General features: G+C 68.2%; 16 protein-coding genes. 9 read left to right on the forward strand and 7 right to left on the reverse strand.

The window, feature by feature from the left end; all coding sequences use genetic code 11:
• Window positions 1–5: 5 nt before the first annotated feature.
• Entirely contained in the window at window positions 6–722 is a 717-nt protein-coding gene (locus tag PXH83_RS20100) for a PspA/IM30 family protein (protein ID WP_274561759.1), read from the reverse strand.
• Between the two features lie 33 nt (window positions 723–755).
• Window positions 756–2,888: a TPM domain-containing protein gene (locus PXH83_RS20105; RefSeq protein WP_274561760.1), complete on the reverse strand. Its 2,133-nt coding sequence runs from the start codon at window positions 2,886–2,888 to the stop codon at window positions 756–758.
• A gap of 101 nt (window positions 2,889–2,989) precedes the next feature.
• Here PXH83_RS20105 and PXH83_RS20110 point away from each other — a divergent pair, with 101 nt between their 5' ends.
• Window positions 2,990–3,151, forward strand: coding sequence for a hypothetical protein (locus PXH83_RS20110; protein ID WP_274561761.1), 162 nt, complete (start codon window positions 2,990–2,992; stop codon window positions 3,149–3,151).
• Between the two features lie 60 nt (window positions 3,152–3,211).
• Here PXH83_RS20110 and PXH83_RS20115 read toward each other — a convergent pair whose 3' ends face one another.
• The 5 genes from PXH83_RS20115 to PXH83_RS20135 all read right to left on the reverse strand — a co-directional run bounded on the left by PXH83_RS20115 (window position 3,212) and on the right by PXH83_RS20135 (window position 8,064).
• Window positions 3,212–4,057, reverse strand: a complete 846-nt coding sequence (locus tag PXH83_RS20115) for an arylamine N-acetyltransferase family protein (protein ID WP_274561762.1) — start codon at window positions 4,055–4,057, stop codon at window positions 3,212–3,214.
• 81 nt (window positions 4,058–4,138) lie between these two features.
• Window positions 4,139–4,909: a succinate dehydrogenase/fumarate reductase iron-sulfur subunit gene (locus PXH83_RS20120; RefSeq protein WP_274561763.1), complete on the reverse strand. Its 771-nt coding sequence runs from the start codon at window positions 4,907–4,909 to the stop codon at window positions 4,139–4,141.
• A complete protein-coding gene (locus PXH83_RS20125) occupies window positions 4,906–6,852 on the reverse strand; it encodes a fumarate reductase/succinate dehydrogenase flavoprotein subunit (RefSeq protein WP_274561764.1) in 1,947 nt (648 codons plus the stop codon). Before PXH83_RS20125 ends, PXH83_RS20120 begins: the two co-directional genes overlap by 4 nt.
• A gap of 41 nt (window positions 6,853–6,893) precedes the next feature.
• A complete protein-coding gene (locus PXH83_RS20130) occupies window positions 6,894–7,712 on the reverse strand; it encodes a hypothetical protein (RefSeq protein WP_274561765.1) in 819 nt (272 codons plus the stop codon).
• 58 nt (window positions 7,713–7,770) lie between these two features.
• On the reverse strand, window positions 7,771–8,064 hold the full coding sequence (locus PXH83_RS20135; RefSeq protein ID WP_274561766.1) for a hypothetical protein: 294 nt from the start codon (window positions 8,062–8,064) through the stop codon (window positions 7,771–7,773).
• Window positions 8,065–8,367: 303 nt separating this feature from the next.
• On the opposite strand from PXH83_RS20135, the gene PXH83_RS20140 reads away from it, so the two are divergent.
• The 8 genes from PXH83_RS20140 to PXH83_RS20175 all read left to right on the forward strand — a co-directional run bounded on the left by PXH83_RS20140 (window position 8,368) and on the right by PXH83_RS20175 (window position 20,903).
• Complete coding sequence (locus tag PXH83_RS20140) at window positions 8,368–10,674, forward strand: ABC transporter family substrate-binding protein (protein ID WP_274561767.1); 2,307 nt, start codon at window positions 8,368–8,370, stop codon at window positions 10,672–10,674.
• 302 nt (window positions 10,675–10,976) lie between these two features.
• Window positions 10,977–12,848, forward strand: coding sequence for a translational GTPase TypA (gene typA / locus PXH83_RS20145; protein ID WP_274561768.1), 1,872 nt, complete (start codon window positions 10,977–10,979; stop codon window positions 12,846–12,848).
• Window positions 12,849–13,269: 421 nt separating this feature from the next.
• Window positions 13,270–14,886 (forward strand): peptide ABC transporter substrate-binding protein, encoded by a 1,617-nt coding sequence (locus PXH83_RS20150; protein WP_274561769.1) that lies wholly within the window; start codon window positions 13,270–13,272, stop codon window positions 14,884–14,886.
• Window positions 14,887–15,009: 123 nt separating this feature from the next.
• Window positions 15,010–15,939 (forward strand): ABC transporter permease, encoded by a 930-nt coding sequence (locus PXH83_RS20155; RefSeq protein WP_274561770.1) that lies wholly within the window; start codon window positions 15,010–15,012, stop codon window positions 15,937–15,939.
• Window positions 15,932–16,876 (forward strand): ABC transporter permease, encoded by a 945-nt coding sequence (locus PXH83_RS20160; protein ID WP_274561771.1) that lies wholly within the window; start codon window positions 15,932–15,934, stop codon window positions 16,874–16,876. The genes PXH83_RS20155 and PXH83_RS20160 overlap by 8 nt, the downstream gene beginning before the upstream one ends.
• Before the next feature lie 11 nt (window positions 16,877–16,887).
• Window positions 16,888–17,946: an ABC transporter ATP-binding protein gene (locus PXH83_RS20165; RefSeq protein WP_274561772.1), complete on the forward strand. Its 1,059-nt coding sequence runs from the start codon at window positions 16,888–16,890 to the stop codon at window positions 17,944–17,946.
• Window positions 17,939–19,090 carry an ABC transporter ATP-binding protein gene (locus tag PXH83_RS20170; RefSeq protein ID WP_274561773.1) on the forward strand — a complete coding sequence of 384 codons (1,152 nt, stop codon included), beginning with the start codon at window positions 17,939–17,941 and terminating at the stop codon, window positions 19,088–19,090. Before PXH83_RS20165 ends, PXH83_RS20170 begins: the two co-directional genes overlap by 8 nt.
• Window positions 19,091–19,283: 193 nt before the next feature.
• Window positions 19,284–20,903, forward strand: coding sequence for a peptide ABC transporter substrate-binding protein (locus tag PXH83_RS20175; RefSeq protein WP_274561774.1), 1,620 nt, complete (start codon window positions 19,284–19,286; stop codon window positions 20,901–20,903).
• Window positions 20,904–20,930 lie beyond the last annotated feature (27 nt).

Consider the following 20,930-nt stretch of genomic DNA (forward strand, 5'->3'; position numbering starts at 1 on the left):
GATCTCTACTGGCCCCTGGCCTTGAGGGCGGCGAACCGGGCCTCGATCTCGGCTTCGTCGCCCCCGCTCTCAAGCTGCTCGAACTGGGCGTCCAGGGACGATGCGGCGAGCTCCTGCTTGCCCATCGCCCTGGCCTCCTCGCGGCGCACCTTGCCCTCGAAGCGGCTCAGCTCGCTCGTCGGGTCGAGAAGGTTGACGCTCTTCACGACGTCCAGCATCCGGGTCTGCGCCTGGGCGGATGTGGCGCGGTCCGCCAATTCGTCGCGTTTGGCGGAGAGTTCGGCAAGCTTGGCCTTCGTTTGAATCAGGCCTGCCTTCAGCGGTTCGACGACCTCGGTCTGCGCGGCGATCACCGGCTCGGCAGCCTGCGCCTCCTTCTCGGACTGAAGCTGCCGCTGGAGTGCGACCTTGGCGAGGTTGTCGAACCTGTCCGCCTCCGCGACCGACCCCGCGGCGCGCTTCTCGTCGGCCCTCCGGCTGGCGGCGAGCGCCTTGGCGCCCCACGCGTTGGCCGCGTCGACGTCTTCCCGCTGGTCCTGTTCGAGGAGGCGCAGATTGCCGATGGTCGCCGCGACGGCCTCCTCGGCGTCGGAGATGTTGTCGGTGTAGTCGCGGATCAGCTGGTCGAGCATCTCCTTCGGGTCCTCGGCCTGGTCGAGGAGCGCATTGATGTTGGCCTTCGCGAGCTGGGTCACGCGACCGAGGACGGTCTGCTTGGTCATGCCGTGTCTCCCTGAGAGTGAGTGCTGTACGGGTCAGAACCGGCCACCGCCGCCCCTTCGGCCACGCGTGCCCCCGCCGCCGAAACTTCCGGGACTTCCGCCGAAGCCCCCACCGCCTCTGCCGCCGTAGCCGCGTCCGAAGCCCCCGTCACGGCCGCCGCCGAGGATTCCGCCGAGGATGATCCCGCCGAGTACGGCCCCGTTCAGCCCGCCGACCCTGTCGCCTCCGCCGCCGTTGCCCGGGCCGCCGTATCCGCGTACGTCCTCTTCGGCGAGGCTCTGCGCCTGCCCGGCCAGGGCGTACGCCTGCTGGGCCTCGGTGAGTGCGTTCTGCGGGTCGTCCGCCGCCGCGGTGGAACGTTCGAGGTGGCGCTGGGCCTCCGCGAGGCGCGTGCGGGCCTGGCTGCCGACCGCGCCCCGGTGCGTGGTGATGTAGTCGGCGGCCGCCCCGACGGCGGCGCGGGCGGTGAGCGTCGCCCGGTCGAGCAGGGCGCGCGCACGCTGCCCCGCCGCCCCTCGCTCGCGCGCGCCCGCCAGGGCTTCGTCGAGCAGGGCGTCGGCCTCCTCCACCCGGCGCAGGGCGTCGATCGGGTCGTACCGCCCCGACTGTTCCTCCTGCCGTACGTCGGCGACCACCGACTCCGCGCGGGCGATCCGCCCCTGGAGATCGGCCGCCGTCGACGCGTCGTGGTCGCTGTGGTTGCCGTGGTCGTCCGTGTCGCCCTTGCCGTCCTTGAGCCCCTGGAGCAGGCCGCGCGCGTCCGCGAGGTCGGTCTCCGTCTCGGTGAGCGCGCCGGGGAGCTTGCCCGCCGCCTCCGCCAGCTCCTGCGCGCGGCGGTCCACGGCGTCGACGAGGGTGGCCGCCTGGCCGACGGCGCCCTCGGCCGCCCGTACGTACACGGCCGCCTGCCCCGTGTCGCCCGCTTCGACAGCCTGCCTCGCCCCTTCGAGGGCGGTGGCCGCGAAGGCGAGCCGGTCCTCGGCCTGCTCGGCGTGGCCGGCGACCGGTGCGGTGGCGGAGTCGGCGTACCGCTGCCGCAGGGCCGTCAGTGTTGCCCCGGCCGTGCTCGTACGCCCGGTCAGCTCGCGGAAAACGGCCTCGGCGGCGGCCAGTGCCTCGGGGGCGTTCTTCTCCAGGTCCCGCAGCTCGTCGAAGGACGCCGACTCGGCGTCGAGGCGGCGGTTGGCCTCCGTACAGCGGGCGACGATCTCGTCCAGCATGTGGCGGCGCGTGTCGTCGCTCTCCGGCAGGGCGTCGTCGAGCTGCTGGCGCAGCCGGAAGGCGACGGCCAGCTCGCTCTTGGCGTCCGCGAGCGCCGCGGCGAAGGGCCCGGCTGCCTCCTCGCCGAACTGGGCGGACGCGAAGCCGAGTTCCTCCTCGCTGGTGCGTACCGCGTCGTCCGTCCCGACGAGTTCCCGCTTGGCCCTGGAGTCGAGTTCCGGCAGCGGTTCGGGCTGCGGCACCTGCGGCTCCTCGACGCCGCCCCACCTGGCGGGCTGTGCGGGCGTGGTGCGGGTGCCGGTCCGCCTCCTGCGCCGGGCATACGCGTACGCCGCCAGCGCACCGGCACCGCCGACCGCGACGATGGGCAGCACCAGGTCCCCGGAGCCGCTCTCGCCCGTGCCCTCGCCCCGCTCCGGGTCGGCCTCGCCGGGGGTGATCGCCGGGGTCGGGACAGGCTGCCCGGCGAGCACCGCGTCGTAGCCGTCAGCGGCGCCGATCGCGGCGCCCGCCCAGTCGTTCTCCCTCAGGGCGGGCTCGATCGCGGTCCTGGCGACATCGTCGAGCCCTGCGTCGCCGAGGCGGGAGTCGGCGTCGACGGAGTAGGCGTACAGCCGGTCGTGGGTGGCGACGGCGAGGAGCACGTCGTCGCGGCCGAGGCCGCTGCGCTCGGCGGTGGCGTCCGCCCAGCTCTGTGCGGGCCTGCCGGAGAAGTCGCGGACGTACGCGACGAAGAGCTGGATGCGGCGGGCGTCGTAGAGGCGGTCGAGAGCGTCTCCCACCTCGTTCGTGCGACTGCCGAGCGCGTCCACCCTGTCCGTGATCTGGCCGTCGCGGGACAGCGATATGGGGTCCTCGGCGTGGGCGGCATGGGCTGCGGGTACGAGGAGACACCACACCGCGACCAGCGTGCTGAGGAAGGCCCGGGCGGCTGTTCGCGTCACGTTTGTGAGGCTATGTCCATGCCCGGGGCGCCGCGACCGGACGGGAGGGAACCTCCGGAGCCCCTTACCGAGTCTTGCGCCGCATGGAACGGATGGGACGCGTGAGGCGCATGGAAGCATTCGTACGACGGTGGAAGAGCCCGCGGCTCAAGTGGCCCAAGCGGGTCGCCCTGGCGCTGGTCGTGCTGCTCGTCGCACCGCCGGCCACCGCAGGCGCCGCGCTGCGCGTCAATTACGCGGGCGACTACGAGGACGGCGGGTAGGTGCGTGCGGGTGCGCGGGTGCCCTGCGGGTAGGGGAAAGAAGAGCGCGCCGGTCGCGCCCTAGACCAGCTTGGTCAGCAGCAGCGCCGCGTCCTCCGGCGTCAGCTCGATCCCGAACACGTCGGCGACAACCTTCGGCACCTCGTTCGGTTCGAGCTCCCGCTCCTCGTGGGAGCCGGGCCTGAGCGTCATCAGCTTCCGGTTGTCCAGCAGGTGCAGCCGGTCGGGGTGCACGCGCTGCAGGAAGACGCGGCTGCTGAAGGGCGAGTGCGGGCTCGTCGCTATGAAATGGTTCCCCGTCTGGAAGTCGACCGGATACTGCGGGTCGAGCGTGAAGGTGTGCCGCGCCATCCAGCCGTCACCCGTCTCGTCGCTGAAGCGCCCGCCCGCCGGCTGGTAGAGCGTCCAACCCTCCGCGCCCGGAGTGACCTCCCCGCGCCGCAGCCGGTACGCCCATACGCCGTCCGACGTCTCGGTCCCGTCCCCGTCCGTCATCTCGATCGGCTCCAGCGGACTCGCCCCGAAGCCGATGTCGCTCAGCCAGCGCTGCCCGTCGAGCTCCACGACCATCATCGCGTGCGTGGTCGGCAGCATCTTGGGCGCACCCATCCGGATCCGCCCCAGGACCGCGAAGAACTCGAAGCCGAGCCGCTCCAGGGCCGCCGCGTACAGGGACGCGTGCTCGAAGCAGTAGCCGCCGCGCGCGTTGCCGATCATCTTGGCCTGGAGCGTGCCGAGATCGAGCGGGACGTCACCGCGCAGCACCGCGTCCAGGTTCTCCCAGCGCACCGAGAGCACATGCGCGCGGTGCAGCGCGCGCAACGTCTCCAGCGCGGGGGTGCGGTCCCCGTCGTACCCGAGGTGCGTGAGATAGGCGTCCAGGTCGAGTTCGTCGCCGTTCCACATGCGGTAGATCCCCGTTTCATCATGTCAATTGCATTGAGCAGTACGACAGATGAAGCGCGGCGTCGGCTACCGGCTATTCCCCTATTCCGCCCGGCGGCGGATCTTGTTCCCCAGCCAGACCAGCGGGTCGTACTTCCGGTCGACCGCCCGCTCCTTCAGCGGGATCAGGGCGTTGTCCGTGATCTTGATGTTCTCGGGGCAGACCTCCGTACAGCACTTGGTGATGTTGCAGTAGCCGAGCCCGTGCTCGTCCTGCGCGGTCTTCTTGCGGTCGAGTCCCGACCCGTCGGCCGCGTCCAGCGGGTGCATGTCCAGCTCCGCGATCCGCATCAGGAAGCGCGGCCCGGCGAAGGAGGCCTTGTTCTCCTCGTGGTCGCGCACCACATGGCACGTGTCCTGGCACAGGAAGCACTCGATGCACTTGCGGAACTCCTGCGACCGCTCCACATCCATCTGCTGCATCCGGTAGTCACCGGCCGCAACCCCCGGCGGCGGCACGAAAGCGGGCACCTCCCGCGCCTTCGCGTAGTTGAACGACACATCCGTCACCAGGTCCCGTACGACGGGAAACGCCCGCAGCGGTGTGACCGTGATCGTCTCCTCGCGCGAGAAGACCGACATCCGCGTCATGCACAGCAGCCGCGGCCGCCCGTTGATCTCCGCGCTGCACGAACCGCACTTGCCCGCCTTGCAGTTCCAGCGCACCGCGAGATCGGACGCCTGAGTGGCCTGGAGGCGGTGGATGATGTCGAGGACGACCTCGCCCTCGTTCACCTCGACCTTGAAGTCCTCCAGGTCCCCGCCGTCCGCATCGCCGCGCCAGACCCTGAAGGCCGCTGTGTAGCTGCTCATTCGTAGAGCTCCTCTTCGGCGAGGTACTTGACCAGCTCCTCTTTCTCGAAGAGGGCGAGCAGGTCGGAACGGATGGCGTCGGTCGTCTCCCGTACGAGCGAGATCTGGCCCCGCACCGGATCGGCAGGGGCGAGCCCGCCCGTAGGGTCGGCCGGCCGGCACAGCAGGTTGATCCGCCGCCACTCCCGCTCCATCGACGGGCAGTCCTCACGGGTGTGGCCGCCTCGGCTCTCGGTGCGCTCCAGGGCCGCGCGCGCGATGCACTCGCTGACCAGCAGCATGTTGCGCAGGTCCAGCGCCAGGTGCCAGCCGGGATTGAACTGCCGGTGCCCTTCGACCCCGGCCCGGCGGGCCCGTACCCGCAGCTCGGACAGCTTGTGCAGGGCCTGCACCATCTCCGGCTCCCGCCTGATGATGCCGACCAGGTCGTTCATCGTCTGCTGGAGCTCCTGGTGGAGGGTGTACGGGTTCTCCGGCGGACGGCTGTCCTCCTGGCCCGGCTCGGGGCCCTCCGCGCTGAACGGACGCAGTGCCTCGGCAGCCGCCGCGTCCACCTGGGCCTCGGCCACCTCCGGCCGCGCGGAGCCCGCGAAGCCGGTCGCGTACTGCGCCGCGTGCAGCCCGGCCCGGCGGCCGAAGACCAGCAGGTCGGAGAGCGAGTTGCCGCCGAGCCGGTTGGAGCCGTGCATGCCGCCCGCGACCTCCCCCGCTGCGTACAGCCCGGGGACGCCCCGGGTCGCGGCGGTGTCGGAGTCGACGGCGATGCCGCCCATCACGTAATGGCAGGTCGGCCCGACCTCCATCGCCTCGGCGGTGATGTCGACATCCGCCAGCTCCTTGAACTGGTGGTACATGGACGGGAGCCGGCGCCGGATGACGTCGGCGGGCATCCGCGTCGACACATCCAGGAACACCCCGCCGTGCGGTGAGCCGCGGCCCGCCTTGACCTCGGAGTTGATCGCGCGGGCGACCTCGTCGCGGGGGAGCAGCTCGGGTGGACGCCGGTTGTTGTCCGGGTCCTCGTACCAGCGGTCGCCCTCCTCCTCCGACTGGGCGTACTTCTCCTTGAAGACGTCGGGCACGTAGTCGAACATGAAGCGTTTGCCCTCGGAATTGAGCAGTACGCCGCCGTCGCCGCGCACCGATTCGGTGACGAGGATGCCCTTCACCGACGGCGGCCAGACCATGCCGGTCGGATGGAACTGGACGAACTCCATATTGAGCAGCGGTGCGCCCGCGAGCAGCGCCAGGGCGTGCCCGTCGCCGGTGTACTCCCAGGAATTCGACGTCACCTTGAAGGACTTGCCGATGCCGCCGGTGGCGAGCACGACGCTCGGCGCCTCCAGCACGAAGAAACGGCCGGACTCCCGCTCGTAACAGAACGTCCCGGCGACCTTCTCGCCGTCCTTGAGGACCCTGGTGACCGTGCACTCCTGGAAGACCTTCAACCGGGCTTCGTAGTCGCCGAATTCGCGGAAGTCCTCCTGCTGGAGCGAGACGATCTTCTGCTGGAGGGTGCGGATCAGTTCGAGACCGGTGCGGTCGCCGACGTGCGCGAGGCGCGGGTATTCGTGCCCGCCGAAGTTGCGCTGCGAGATCTTCCCGTCGGGCGTACGGTCGAAGAGCGCACCCCAGGTCTCCAACTCCCATACCCGGTCCGGTGCTTCGCGGGCGTGCAGCTCCGCCATCCGCCACTGGTTGAGGAACTTGCCGCCGCGCATGGTGTCGCGGAAGTGGACCTGCCAGTTGTCGCCGGCGTTCACATTGCCCATGGACGCGGCGATGCCGCCCTCGGCCATCACCGTGTGCGCCTTGCCGAAGAGCGACTTGCAGATGACCGCCGTACGGGCCCCCTGCTCCCGCGCCTCGATGGCTGCCCGCAGTCCGGCGCCGCCCGCGCCGACCACGACGACGTCCCACTTCTGCCGGTCGAGCTGCGTCATCTGGCACCCTTCATTTTTTTGAACAGCTTGTGAGACAGCTTTCAGAACAGCCGCGGGTCGTCGAAGGCGCCGGACGCCAGGAGATAGACGTAGAAGTCGGCGAGGGCGACGCTCACCAGTGACGCCCAGGCGAGCAGCATGTGCCGGTTGTTGAGCCTGCCGACCCAGCCCCACAGCCGGTAGCGCACCGGGTGCCCGGAGAAGTGCTTGAGCTTGCCGCCGACGATGTGCCGGCAGGAGTGGCAGGAGAAGGTGTACGCCCAGATCAGCGCGATGTTGACGAGGAAGACCAGGGTGCCCAGACCCATGTGGCCCCACTCGTAGTGCTCGTCGCGGAAGGCGAGCACGGTGTCGTAGGTGAGGATCCCGGCGACGGGGACGGCGGCGTAGAAGAAGTACCTGTGCAGGTTCTGGAGGATCAGCGGGAAGCGGGTCTCGCCGCTGTACTTCGTGTGCGGCTCGGCGACGGCGCAGGCCGGGGGCGAGGCCCAGAAGCCCCGGTAGTAGGCCTTGCGGTAGTAGTAGCAGGTCAGACGGAAGCCCAGGGGGAAGACCAGGATCAGCAGGGCGGGGGACAAGCCCCACCAGCTGCCGAAGATCTCCCAGTTGGGGCCGTTCTTCATCGGCTCGCAGTTCTCCGCCAGGCAGGGCGAGTAGAACGGCGAGACGTACGGCGCCGCGTAGTAGTCGGCATTCGCGAAGGCCCGCCAGGTCGAGTAGACGATGAAGGCGAGCAGCCCGGCTGCGGTCGCGGCGGGCGCCAGCCACCAGCGGTCGGTGCGCAGATGCCGCGGGGCGATGGCGGCGCGCGAGGCGTCATGGATGCCCGTAGGGGCTTGGGGTTCTGTGCCTGTGGCCAACGAGGACTCCAATGCGTGGCGGTACAGAACGGCAACGGCGTGGCTCGGTACGTACGGGCTACGGCGCGTGCCGGTCGCGTGCCCCGAGGCCCTCGTCGTCCGTGTCCGTCCACAGGGCGCTGTCGTACGGCGCTTCCGGGATGGGCACCAGGTCGGGCCGTTCTCTGGTGGGCGGCAGGTTCGGGGCGGCCTCGCCCAGCAGGGCGAGGCTTTCGCGCAGATGCCCGGCGTCCGTGCGCACGCGTCGCATCTCCAGGCTGCCGCTGCCGATCTGCTGCTCCAGCCGGGCGACCGACCGGTCCAGTTCGTCGAGGCTGCGCTGGACGGCCTTGAGGTCATCTTGCATGGACATGATTGCCCTCACTTCCGCAGTGGGCGGTGGCAACACTCATGCGCCTGCGAGTGTCGCGCGTCACATCCCCTTTTGTGAAGGGATGTGCAGCGATTCTCGGCGCGCGGCCCGCCGCACGCCCCCTTCTGTTGGGCCGCACGGGTGGGGTTGGAGGGGTCTGCCGCCGTGTCTCCCACGGCTCACGCGCGTGGTCCTTTTCAGTGGGAGGGCAATAGGTGTGATCAGCTGCATATGCCGCCAAAAGCAAAACCGGGCCTATTCCGACAGGGAGTGGGCCGGGCCCCGGCCCCGGAGGTACCAGCCATGTCCCACGTCGGCGTCCCACGCGGGGAGGCATCCCGCTGCAGGCCCCAGCGCGTTCGCCGTTCCCTCGCGCTCCTCGCCAGCGGTGTGCTCGCGCTCTCCGTACTGGCCGGATGCACCTCGGGCGACGACGGCACGGCAGCGGTGACGGCTGCGCAGGACATCGCACCGGCCGGGCGCGATCGGATCGCCGACGGCGGCACGGTGCGCTGGGCCACCGACACGACGCCCGCCACCCTCAACGTCTTCCAGGCCGACGCCGACGCCGCCACCAGCCGGATCGCGGGCGCCGTACTCCCGTCGCTGTTCACCCTCGACCGCAAGGGCCGCCCGCAGCGCAACGGCGACTACCTGGAGTCCGCGGAGGTCGTCGAGCGCGAGCCCAAGCAGGTCGTCCTCTACAAGCTCAACCAGCAGGCGGTGTGGAGCGACGGCCGCGAGATCGGGGCCCGCGACTTCCTCGCCCAGTGGCGCGCGCTGAGCGGCAAGGACACGGCGTACTGGACCGCCCGCAACGCCGGCTACGAGCGCATCGAGAAGATCGAACGCGGCGGCCAGGACCTTGAGGTGAAGGTCACATTCAGCAAGCCCTACGCTGACTGGCGTTCGCTCTTCACGCCGCTCTACCCCATGGACGTGATGGGCAGCCCCGACTCCTTCAACGACGGGGCCCGCGACCGGCTCAAGCCGACAGCGGGCCCGTTCAAGCTCAAGAAGCTGGACCGCGGCGAAGGCGAGGCCACGCTCGTACGCGACCCCCGCTGGTGGGGTCAGACCGCGAAGCTGGACACCCTCGTCTTCCGAAGCGTCCCCCGCGGCGAGCGCGCCTACGCGCTCGCCGCCGGTGACCTGGACGTCGCCGAGATCGGCCGGAGCACCGCCGACCGGGCCGCCCTGGCCGCCAGGGGCGCGGGCAAGGACAAGCGCAAGCGCAAGGAGAAGGACAAGGAGCTGAACCACGGACCGGGGAACGCCATCACGCCCGCCTCCGCGCTCAGATCCTGGGCGGTGGCGCACGGCTCGTCCGAGAAGGAGGCCGAGGCCGAGCAGAAGGCCCGCAAGAAGGCCCGCAAGGCGATGCGGAGGTACGCGGCGGAGCAGGCCGTACTTCGCGGTTTCGTCATCCGCAAGTCCCTCGAACCGGCCTACACGCAGCTCGCGCTGAACGGCACGTCGGGCCCGCTCACCGACGACCGGGTGCGCCGCGCCGTGGCCCGCGCGCTCGACCGCCAGGAGCTCGCCGAGAGCGTACTCAAGCCGCTCGGCCTGCCCGCCCAGCCGCTGGGCAGCCATCTCGCGCTGGCGGGCCAGGAGGCGTACGCCGACAGCAGCGGCGCACTCGGCACTCAGGACACCCAGGCCGCGCAGGCACTGCTCGCGGACGCGGGCTGGACGCGGGGCGGGGCGGAGCGGCTGCCGGACGGCACGAAGGCGGGCAGCAAGGCCGACAAGAAGAAGGCCGACAAGAAGAGGACCGACAAGAAGTCCGACAAGGAGAAGGCCGGGAAAGAAAAAGAGAAGCGGGCGAAGAACGACTCCAAGCCGGGCGAGGGCAGCTACGGCTCGGAGTCCGGTACGCACATCCTGGCCCCGGCACCGGCCGCGGCCCTCCAGGGCCGGGTGCTGATGCGGCAGGCCGTCGCGATGGACGGCAGCAAGATGGACGGCAGCAAGGAGAAGGGCGGCGTGCCCGGCGCCTACGCCCCGCGCGGCACCCCCGCCCCCGCGCCCGCCGCCGCCAAGGGCCCGCTCGGCAAGGACGGCGAGCCGCTGGCGCTGCGCTTCGTGCTTCCGTCCGGCCCCGGCTCCGAGTCGCTGCGTACCGTCGGGGAGAAGATCTCCCGGATGCTGGAGAACATCGGCGTACGCACAGAGATCGTCAAGGTCCCCGACGACAGCTACTTCAGGGACCACATCGCCTCGGGCGACTACGACCTGGCGCTCTACTCCTGGCCCGCGACCGCCTACCCGGCCACCGACGCCCGCCCGATCTTCGCCAAGCCGGAGCCGGCCGCCGACGGGTCGCTGATCGTCGAGCAGAACTACACGCGCGTCGGTACGGACCACATCGACCAGCTCTTCGACCAGGCCATGGCGGAGCTGGACCAGAAGGAGGCCCGCGACCTGATGAGGCGGACCGACGCCCGGATCTGGGCCGCGGCGGGATCCATCCCGCTGTTCCAGCGCCCCGAGCTGGTCGCGACCAGGCCGGACCTCGCCAACGTGGGCGCCTTCGGCTTCGCCGCCCCCCGTTACCAGGACATCGGCTTCAAGAAGACGGACGGCTCCAAGTCGAAGAAGAGGTAGCAGCCGGAACCCTCAGGATTGGCTCAAGTCCCTTGCCCGCCGGTGCCCCCGGCGGGCAAGGTCGTTTCCGAACCCTGTGACCAAAACCCTTTGACCCGAGGGCCAGTAAAAACCCCTGCCCAAAGCCCCGCCGGGACCCCCAGAATCCCTTGCGCGGGACCGGTAACGATCGCCCGGGAAGCCCTTGCGGCGCTCGCCCCGTACCATGGGGGGTAGCCGTGGCGCGTCCGCCCGGCGGGCGTATGAGGAACGAAACCGATTACGACGCCCGATCCCACGATCGAGAGAAGCGCACTCCACCCATGCCCACGCGCCACGACATCCGTAACGTAGCCATCGTCGCCCACGTCGACCACGGCAAGACCACCCTGGTCGACGCCATGCTCAAGCAGGCGGGCGCCTTCGCCGCGCACGCCGCCGAGCACCTCGACGACCGCATGATGGACTCGAACGACCTGGAGCGTGAGAAGGGCATCACGATCCTGGCCAAGAACACGGCCGTGAAGTACCACCCGAAGGATGGCGGCGACGTCATCACGATCAACATCATCGACACCCCCGGCCACGCCGACTTCGGTGGTGAGGTCGAGCGCGGCCTGTCGATGGTCGACGCCGTCGTCCTGCTGGTCGACGCCTCCGAGGGCCCGCTGCCGCAGACGCGCTTCGTGCTCCGCAAGGCGCTTCAGGCCCGGATGCCCGTCATCCTCTGCATCAACAAGACGGACCGCCCCGACTCCCGGATCGACGAGGTCGTCAACGAGACGTACGACCTGTTCCTGGACCTGGACGCGGACGAGGAGCAGATCGAGTTCCCGATCGTCTACGCCTGCGCCCGTGACGGCGTCGCCTCGCTGACCAAGCCCGAGGACGGCACCGTCCCGCAGGACAGCGAGAACCTGGAGCCGTTCTTCAACACGATCCTGGCGCACGTCCCGGCCCCGGAGTACGACGAGGCCGCCCCGCTGCAGGCCCACGTCACCAACCTGGACGCCGACAACTTCCTCGGCCGTATCGCGCTGTGCCGCGTCGAGCAGGGTGAGCTGAAGAAGGGCCAGACCGTCACGTGGATCAAGCGTGACGGCACGATGTCCAACGTCCGCATCACCGAGCTGCTGATGACCGAGGCGCTCACCCGCAAGCCGGCCGAGAAGGCGGGCCCGGGCGACATCTGCGCCATCGCCGGTATCCCGGACATCATGATCGGCGAGACCCTCGCGGACCCCGAGAACCCGATCGCGCTCCCGCTGATCACGGTCGACGAGCCCGCGATCTCCATGACCATCGGTACGAACACCTCGCCGCTGGTCGGCAAGGGCGGCAAGGGCCACAAGGTCACCGCCCGCCAGGTGAAGGACCGCCTGGACAAGGAGCTCATCGGTAACGTCTCGCTCCGCGTCCTGGACACCGAGCGCCCCGACGCCTGGGAGGTCCAGGGCCGCGGTGAGCTCGCGCTGGCGATCCTGGTCGAGCAGATGCGCCGTGAGGGCTTCGAGCTGACCGTCGGCAAGCCCGAGGTTGTCACCAAGCAGGTCGACGGCAAGACGTACGAGCCGATCGAGCGCATGACGATCGACTCCCCCGAGGAGCACCTCGGCGCGATCACGCAGCTGATGGCGACCCGCAAGGGCCGCATGGAGACCATGACGAACCACGGTTCGGGCTGGATCCGCATGGAGTGGATCGTCCCGTCCCGCGGCCTCATCGGCTTCCGTACGGAGTTCCTGACGCAGACCCGCGGTACGGGCATCGCGCACTCCATCTTCGAGGGCCACGAGCCGTGGTTCGGCGACCTGCGCACCCGTAACAACGGCTCGCTGGTGGCGGACCGTTCGGGCACGGTGACCCCCTTCGCGATGATCAACCTGCAGGAGCGCGGTGTCATCTTCCTGGAGGCCGGCACCGAGGTCTACGAAGGCATGATCATTGGTGAGAACTCGCGTTCCGACGACATGGACGTGAACATCACCAAGGAGAAGAAGCTCACCAACATGCGTGCGGCTTCCGCGGACAACACGGAGAACGTGGTGCCGCCGCGCAAGCTCTCGCTGGAGCAGTCGCTGGAGTTCTGCCGCGACGACGAGTGCATCGAGGTGACCCCGGAGACCGTGCGTATCCGCAAGGTCGTCCTGGACCAGAAGGAGCGCGGCCGTACGGCTTCGCGCGCCAAGCGCTGAACCGTGCGCTGACCTCGCCGACTGACCGTCAGCTCCAGAGGCCCGGGCCCCCGCAGACACTGTGGGGGCCCAGGCCTTTCGTCAACTCGTTTTCCGACTCCGAGTGTTCGGATATCGGGCGCCGCTCTCCGGAAGCTGCGTTAACAGTCCGTTTCGCGGGTGTCTGTCTGTGATCACTTTGTCCGGATTTCGGGCAGGTGTCCCACGTCGATGTTGTCAAAACGAGACCCTTTAAGTGTGGTTTACGGCTCGGACGTACTTAATAGTTGGCTCCATTGAGCTCGGGTCAATGGGTCACGCACTGTGGGGAGTGCCGACTCACGAGCACACTTGGGGCACATGACTTCATCGCCGTCAGGGGTGTCGGCGTCCGTCTGTGTGCCCCTCTTGAAGTGATCAGTGGACTCATGAGGAGGAACCCATGCGCGGTGCCAAGAGCGCCAAGTGGGTCGCAGGTGCGATAGTCGTGGCTCTGTCGGCAACGGCGTGCGGTGGCTCGGACAGCGGCGACAGCGACGCCAAGGAGAAGGGCAAGCCCGCGGGCTATGTCTCGATCGACGTCGGTGAGCCGCAGAAGCCGCTGAACCCGGCTGACACGAACGAGTCGCTCGGCAGCTACGTCATCCAGTCGCTGTTCACGCAGCTGCTTGACTTCGACTCCAAGGGCGGGATCGTCTACACGAACGCCGAGTCGGTGGAGACCAAGGACTCCAAGACCTGGACGGTCAAGCTCAAGCCGGGCTGGAAGTTCCACAACGGCGAAGACGTCACGGCCAAGTCGTACGTCGACGCGTGGAACTGGTACGCCAACACCAAGAACAAGATGCAGAACGCGCCTTGGTACTCGGACATCAAGGGCTTCAAGGACGTCCACCCGGAGAAGGGTGAGCCGACCAAGGACGTCATGTCCGGCCTGAAGGTCGTCGACGACACCACCTTCACCATCGAGCTCGACAAGCCGGTTCCGTACTTCAACTACAAGCTGGGTTACGCCACTTGGGCCCCGCTGCCCAAGGCGTTCTACGCGGACCCGAAGGCGTTCGGCCAGAAGCCGATCGGCAACGGCCCGTACCAGTTCGAGAAGTGGAACCACAAGAAGCTCATCCAGGTCAAGGCGTTCGACGGCTACAAGGGCCCGAACAAGGCCGCGAACAAGGGTGTCCTCTTCAAGAACTACGCGACCGTCGAGGCCGCGTACCAGGACCTCATCTCCGGCAACCTGGACATGATCCGCCAGGTCGGCCCGAAGGACCTGCCGAAGTACAAGCAGGACCTGGGCGACCGCGCGATCGACCAGGAGTACGCGGCGATCCAGAGCCTGAACCCCGCGTTCTACAGCAAGACCTTCAAGGACATCGACCCGAAGGTCCTGCAGGGTCTGTCGATGGCGATCGACCGCAAGACGATCACCAAGACGGTGCTCAACGGCACCCGTACGCCGGCCACGAGCTTCACGCCCGTCGGTGTCCAGGGCAACCAGCAGCTCGACACGGACATCTTCACGTACGACCCGAAGAAGGCGAAGCAGCTTGTCAAGGAGGGCGGCGGTGTCCCCGGCAACAAGCTGACGATCCAGTACAACGCCGACGGTGGCCACAAGGAGTGGATCACCGCTGTCTGCGAGTCCATCCGTAACGCCACGGGTGTCGACTGCGTGCCGGACGCCAAGCCGGACTTCCAGACCGACCTGGAAGCGCGTGACAACGACCAGGTCAAGGGCTTCTACCGTGGTGGCTGGGTCGCCGACTACCCGCTGAACGTCAACTTCATGCGCGAGCTGTACGACACGAAGGCCGAGTCGAACAACGGTCGCTTCTCGGACAAGGACATCGACGCGATGTTCCGCAAGGGCGACAACGCCAAGTCCCTGGACGAGTCGATCAAGTTCTACCAGGACGCCGAGAAGGCTCTTCTGAAGAAGATGCCGGCCATCCCGCTGTGGCAGTACCGCATCAACGGTGGCCACTCGAAGGCTGTTGACAACGTCAAGGTCGACTTCCACGGTGACTTCGAAATCACCGGCGTCACCGCGAAGTAGTCAGCCTGCGGGCCATCCCCCACTCGGCCGTTAACCCGCCACCGCACCGGCGGTAGGCACGGGGGCCGCTCCCTGAACCAAGGGAGCGGCCCCCGCGCCCAGTTATCCACACGGAGGCAAAAAATGGGGCGTTATGTCGCGCGGCGACTGCTCCAGATGATCCCGGTCTTCATCGGGTCAACCTTGCTGGTCTTCGCCATGATGTACGCGCTGCCCGGCGATCCCGTGCGCGCGCTCGCCGGCGAACAGACCGTAGACCCGGCACAGATCGCCCAGATGAAGAAGGACCTCGGGCTCGATCTCCCTCTCTGGCACCAGTACGTGAACTACCTGGGCAACCTGTTCCAGGGCGACTTCGGTACGCAGATCGCCAGCGGCCGACCCGTGGCCGACATCATCACGGACGCATTCCCGATCACGATCCGACTGGCCCTGTTCGCCTTCACGTTCACCGTGCTTGTCGGCATCTCCATCGGCATCTTCGCCGGTCTGAAGGCCGACACTCTCCGGGACCGGGGACTGCTCGTCCTGACGCTGCTCCTGATCTCGATTCCCTCTTTCGTACTGGGCTACCTGCTCCAGTACGTCTTCGCTTTTGAGATGGGCTGGGTCGAACCCAACGTCAGTGAGGAAGCCCCAGCGGGCGAGCTGATCCTGCCCGCGGTCGTCCTCGGCTCGTTGTCCCTCGCATACGTCGCACGCCTCACGCGTACGTCGGTCGCCGAGAACCTGCGCTCCGACTACATGCGCACCGCCGTGGCGAAGGGCCTGCCCCGGCGCCGCATCGTCGGCGTACACCTGATGCGCAACTCGCTGATCCCTGTGGTCACCTTCCTCGGCACCGACCTCGGTGCCCTGCTCGGCGGCGCCGTCGTCACCGAAGGCATCTTCAACGTCAAGGGCGTCGGCAACGCCGTCTTCGACGCACTGAGGCACCGCGAGGGCTCGACGGTCGTCGGCATCGTCACCCTGATCGTGGTGGTCTATCTCGTCGCCAGCCTGATCGTCGACCTGCTCTACGCGGTCCTGGACCCGAGGATCCGTTATGCCTGAGGCACTCGAAGCCACCGTCAAGGACGAGCCGGCGGCCAAGACCGACGCCCAGCCCGCGGCCGGCAAGCCCGAAAAGCCGCGCAGCCTCTGGTCCGACGCCTGGCACGACCTGCGGCGCAACCCGCTGTTCGTGGTCTCCGGGATCCTGATCGTGGTGCTGCTGACCATGGCCATCGCGCCCGGCCTGTTCACCAGCGCCGACCCGCGCTACGCCGACCTGGCCAAGCACTACCTCCAGAAGCCCAATTGGGGCAACGTATTCGCGGAGGACTGGCTCGGTTACGACATCCAGGGCCGGTCCATCTACGCCCGCGTGATCTACGGCGCCCGCGCCTCGATCTCGGTCGGCGTGGTCGTGACGGTTCTCGTCACGATCTTCGGCGGCGTCGTGGGCATGCTCGCCGGCTACTTCGGCGGCTGGATCGACACGCTCTTGTCGCGCGTCACCGACATCTTCTTCGGTGTCCCCTTCATCCTCGGTGCGATGGTGGTGCTGACCTCCTTCGAGGACCGCGCCCTGTACGTCGTGATCCTGGCCCTCGCCTTTCTCGGCTGGACCCAGATCGCCCGTGTCGCCCGCGGCTCGGTCATCACCATCAAGCAGGCCGACTACGTCATGGCGGCGAAGGCGCTCGGCGCCTCCACCTCCCGCATCCTGCTGCGCCACATCCTGCCCAACGCGGTGGCCCCGGTGATCGTGGTCGCCACCATCGCGCTCGGCGGCTACATCTCGGCCGAGGCCACGCTGTCCTTCCTGGGCATCGGTCTTGCCGAGCCGACCGTCTCGTGGGGTGTCGACATCTCGTCGGGTGCCGAGCAGCTGCGCAACGCGCCGTTCGTTCTGATCCTGCCGTCGATCATGGTGTCCATCACGGTTCTGGCGTTCATCATGCTCGGCGATGCGGTACGCAACGCCCTCGACCCCAAGCTGCGCTGAGGGAGGCGTACATGACCATCATCGACAAGACCGCAGATGTTCCCGCGCCCCGAGGTTCGACCGAGAACAGCGGACCGCTGCTCGACGTACGCGACCTGCACGTGGAGTTCAAGACCCGCGACGGCGTCGTCAAGGCCGTCAACGGCGTCAACTACAGCGTCGCCGCCGGCGAGACCCTCGCCGTCCTCGGTGAGTCCGGCTCCGGCAAGTCCGTGACGGCGCAGGCCATCATGGGCATCCTCGACATGCCGCCCGGCCGCATCCCACAGGGAGAGATCCTCTTCCGCGGCCAGGACATGCTGACCATGGGCTACGAGGAGCGGCGGAAGATCCGCGGCCAGAAGATCGCGATGATCTTCCAGGACGCGCTGTCCTCCCTCAATCCGGTGCTCACCGTCGGCTACCAGCTCGGCGAGATGTTCCGCGTACACCAGGGCCTGTCCAAGAAGGACGCCAAGGCCAAGGCCATCGACTTGATGGACCGGGTGCGCATTCCGGCGGCGAAGGAGCGGGTCAACGACTACCCGCACCAGTTCTCCGGCGGCATGCGCCAGCGCATCATGATCGCGATGGCGCTGGCTCTGGAGCCGGACCTGATCATCGCGGACGAGCCCACCACGGCGCTCGACGTGACCGTTCAGGCGCAGGTCATGGACCTCCTCGCGGAGCTTCAGCGCGAGTACAACATGGGCCTGATCCTGATCACCCACGACCTCGGCGTCGTCGCCGACGTCGCGGACAAGATCGCGGTCATGTACGCGGGCCGGATCGTCGAGACCGCGCCGGTCCACGAGCTGTACAAGCGCCCCGCGCACCCGTACACCCGTGGCCTGCTCGACTCGATCCCGCGCCTGGACCAGAAGGGCCAGGAGCTCTACGCGATCAAGGGCCTGCCGCCCAACCTGCTGAAGATTCCGTCCGGTTGCGCCTTCAACCCGCGCTGCCCGAAGGCGCAGGACATCTGCCGTACGGACATCCCGGCCCTGGCGCCGGTCACCGAGCAGGACGGCGGCGAGCTGCCCGGCCGCGGCAGCGCGTGCCACTTCTGGAAGGAGCAGATCCATGGCTGAGCTGAAGAAGAACGACGAGGCTGCCGTGGACGCTACGCCGAACGTCACTGCGGTCGAGACCGTCGACGCCTCCACCACCCAGGAGGCGGTGGCGGCGATCGAGGCCCCGGTCGAACGGGGCGAGCCGATCCTCCAGGTCCGCAACCTGGTCAAGCACTTCCCGCTGACCCAGGGGATCCTGTTCAAGAAGCAGGTCGGTGCGGTCAAGGCGGTCGACGGCATCTCCTTCGACCTGTACCAGGGCGAGACGCTCGGCATCGTGGGCGAGTCCGGCTGTGGCAAGTCCACGGTCGCCAAGCTCCTCATGACGCTGGAGACGGCGACGGCGGGCGAGGTCTTCTACAAGGGCCAGGACATCACCAAGCTGTCCGGGCGCGCGCTCAAGGCCGTACGCCGCAACATCCAGATGGTGTTCCAGGACCCGTACACCTCGCTCAACCCCCGTATGACGGTGGGCGACATCATCGGTGAGCCGTACGACATCCACCCCGAGGTGGCGCCGAAGGGCGACCGCCGGAGGAAGGTCCAGGAGCTCCTGGACGTGGTCGGTCTCAACCCGGAGTACATCAACCGGTACCCGCACCAGTTCTCGGGCGGCCAGCGCCAGCGCATCGGCATCGCCCGCGGCCTCGCGCTCCAGCCCGAGATCATCATCTGCGACGAGCCGGTGTCGGCACTGGACGTCTCCGTCCAGGCGCAGGTCATCAACCTGATGGAGAAGCTCCAGGACGAGTTCAACCTGTCGTACCTCTTCATCGCGCACGACCTGTCGATCGTCCGGCACATCTCGGACCGGGTCGGCGTCATGTACCTCGGCAAGATGGCCGAGATCGGTACGGACACGCAGATCTACGACCACCCGACGCACCCCTACACCCAGGCGCTGCTGTCGGCGGTCCCGGTCCCCGACCCGGAGGCCCGCGAGGGCCGGGAGCGGATCATCCTCACCGGCGACGTCCCGTCCCCGGCGAACCCGCCGTCCGGCTGCCGCTTCCGTACGCGCTGCTGGAAGGCCCAGGACAAGTGCGCCGAGGAGGTCCCGCTGCTGGCGGTCCCCGAGCGCTTCAAGTCCTCGGACACCCCGGCGGCCCACGAGTCGGCGTGCCACTTCGCCGAGGTGAAGGACGTCGTGCACGCGGCGTAGTCCTCGGTCGTACATGAACGAAGGCGCCCGGACCTTTTGGTCCGGGCGCCTTCGCGTTTTCCCGCGCTGACATCGGGTCAGGCGGAGTCCGGTGCGAGGCGACGCGCAGACGGACGCAGAGATGATGCGCAGGCGCGCGTTATGGGGTGATATTTGGGCCTAAGTGATGCTGAGGACCCTAGGAGGGAAGCCCATGCGCGGAGCCGCGCAGGCCAAGTGGGCCGCATGTGCCGTGGCGGTCGCACTCGCCGCCTCGGCGTGCGGTGGGGGCGGCGCAGGCGGCGCAGAGGGTGTGGTCAGTTCCTCCTGGGCCGACCCGCAGAACCCCCTGGAGCCCGCGAACACCAACGAGGTGCAGGGCGGCAAGGTCCTCGACATGCTCTTCCGCGGTCTCAAGCGCTACGACGCGAAGACCGGCGAGGCCAAGGACATGGTCGCCGAGAAGATCGAGACCAAGGACGCGCAGAACTTCACCGTCACGATCAAGGACGGCTGGGCTTTCAGCAACGGCGAGAAGGTCACCGCCAAGTCGTTCGTCGACGCCTGGAACTACGGCGCGCACCTCAAGAACAACCAGAAGAACGCGCCCTTCTTCGGCCAGATCGAGGGTTACGACGAGGTCCACCCGGAGACGGGCCAGGCCACCGCCGACACCCTCTCCGGCCTCAAGGTGACGAACGACAGGACCTTCACCGTCAAGCTGACCCAGAAGTTCTCCACCTGGCCCGAGACCCTCGGTTACGCCGCCTTCGTACCGCTGCCCAGGGCGTTCTTCGACGACCACGACGCGTGGCTGTCCAAGCCCGTCGGCAACGGCCCGTACACCGTCGAGTCGTACGCCAAGGGCTCCCAGCTGAGCATGCGCAAGTGGGACGGTTACAACGGCCCGGACAAGGCGCAGAACGGCGGCGTGGACCTCAAGGTCTACACCGACAACAACACCGCCTACACCGACCTGACCGCCGGCAACCTCGACCTGGTCGACGACGTGCCGGCCTCGCAGCTCAAGAACGTCGAGGCCGACCTCGGAGACCGGTACATCAACGTCCCGGCCGGCATCATCCAGACCCTCGCCTTCCCCTTCTACGACGAGAGGTGGGGCGCGGAAGGGCTGGAGAGGGTCCGTACGGGGCTGTCCAGGGCGATCGACCGCCGGCAGATCACCGACACGATCTTCCAGAAGACCCGTACCCCGGCCAAGGACTGGACCTCCCCGGTCCTGGGCAAGGAGGGCGGCTTCGACGACGGCCTGTGCGGTGACGCGTGCGAGTTCGACCCGGAGGAGGCCAAGAAGCTCGTCGAAGAGGGCGGCGGCATCCCCGGCGGCACCCTGAAGATCTCGTACAACGCGGACACCGGCTCCCACAAGGACTGGGTCGACGCCGTCTGCAACAGCATCAACAACGCGCTGGGCAAAGCCAATTCGTGCGTCGGCAACCCGATCGGCACCTTCGCCGACTCCCGCAACCAGATCACCCAGAGCAAGATGACCGGCCCCTTCCGGGCCGGCTGGCAGATGGACTACCCACTGATCCAGAACTTCCTCCAGCCGCTCTACTACACCAACGCCTCGTCCAACGACGGCAAGTGGTCCAGCCCGGAGTTCGACAGGCTCGTCGACGAGGCCAACGCCGAGAGCGATGTCGCGAAGGTGATCGCGAAGTTCCAGGAGGCGGAGAAGGTCGTACGCGACGAGATGGCCGCCATCCCGCTCTGGTACCAGAACGGCAGCGCGGGCTACTCCGAAAGGATCTCGAACGTGGCCCTGAACCCCTTCAGCGTCCCCGTCTACAACGAGATCAAGGTCAGCTGACACCGGCAGCCCATGACCACTGCGACC

Origin of the sequence: Streptomyces spiramyceticus, assembly GCF_028807635.1 — a bacterium.
Classification (GTDB): Bacteria; Actinomycetota; Actinomycetes; order Streptomycetales; family Streptomycetaceae; genus Streptomyces; species Streptomyces spiramyceticus.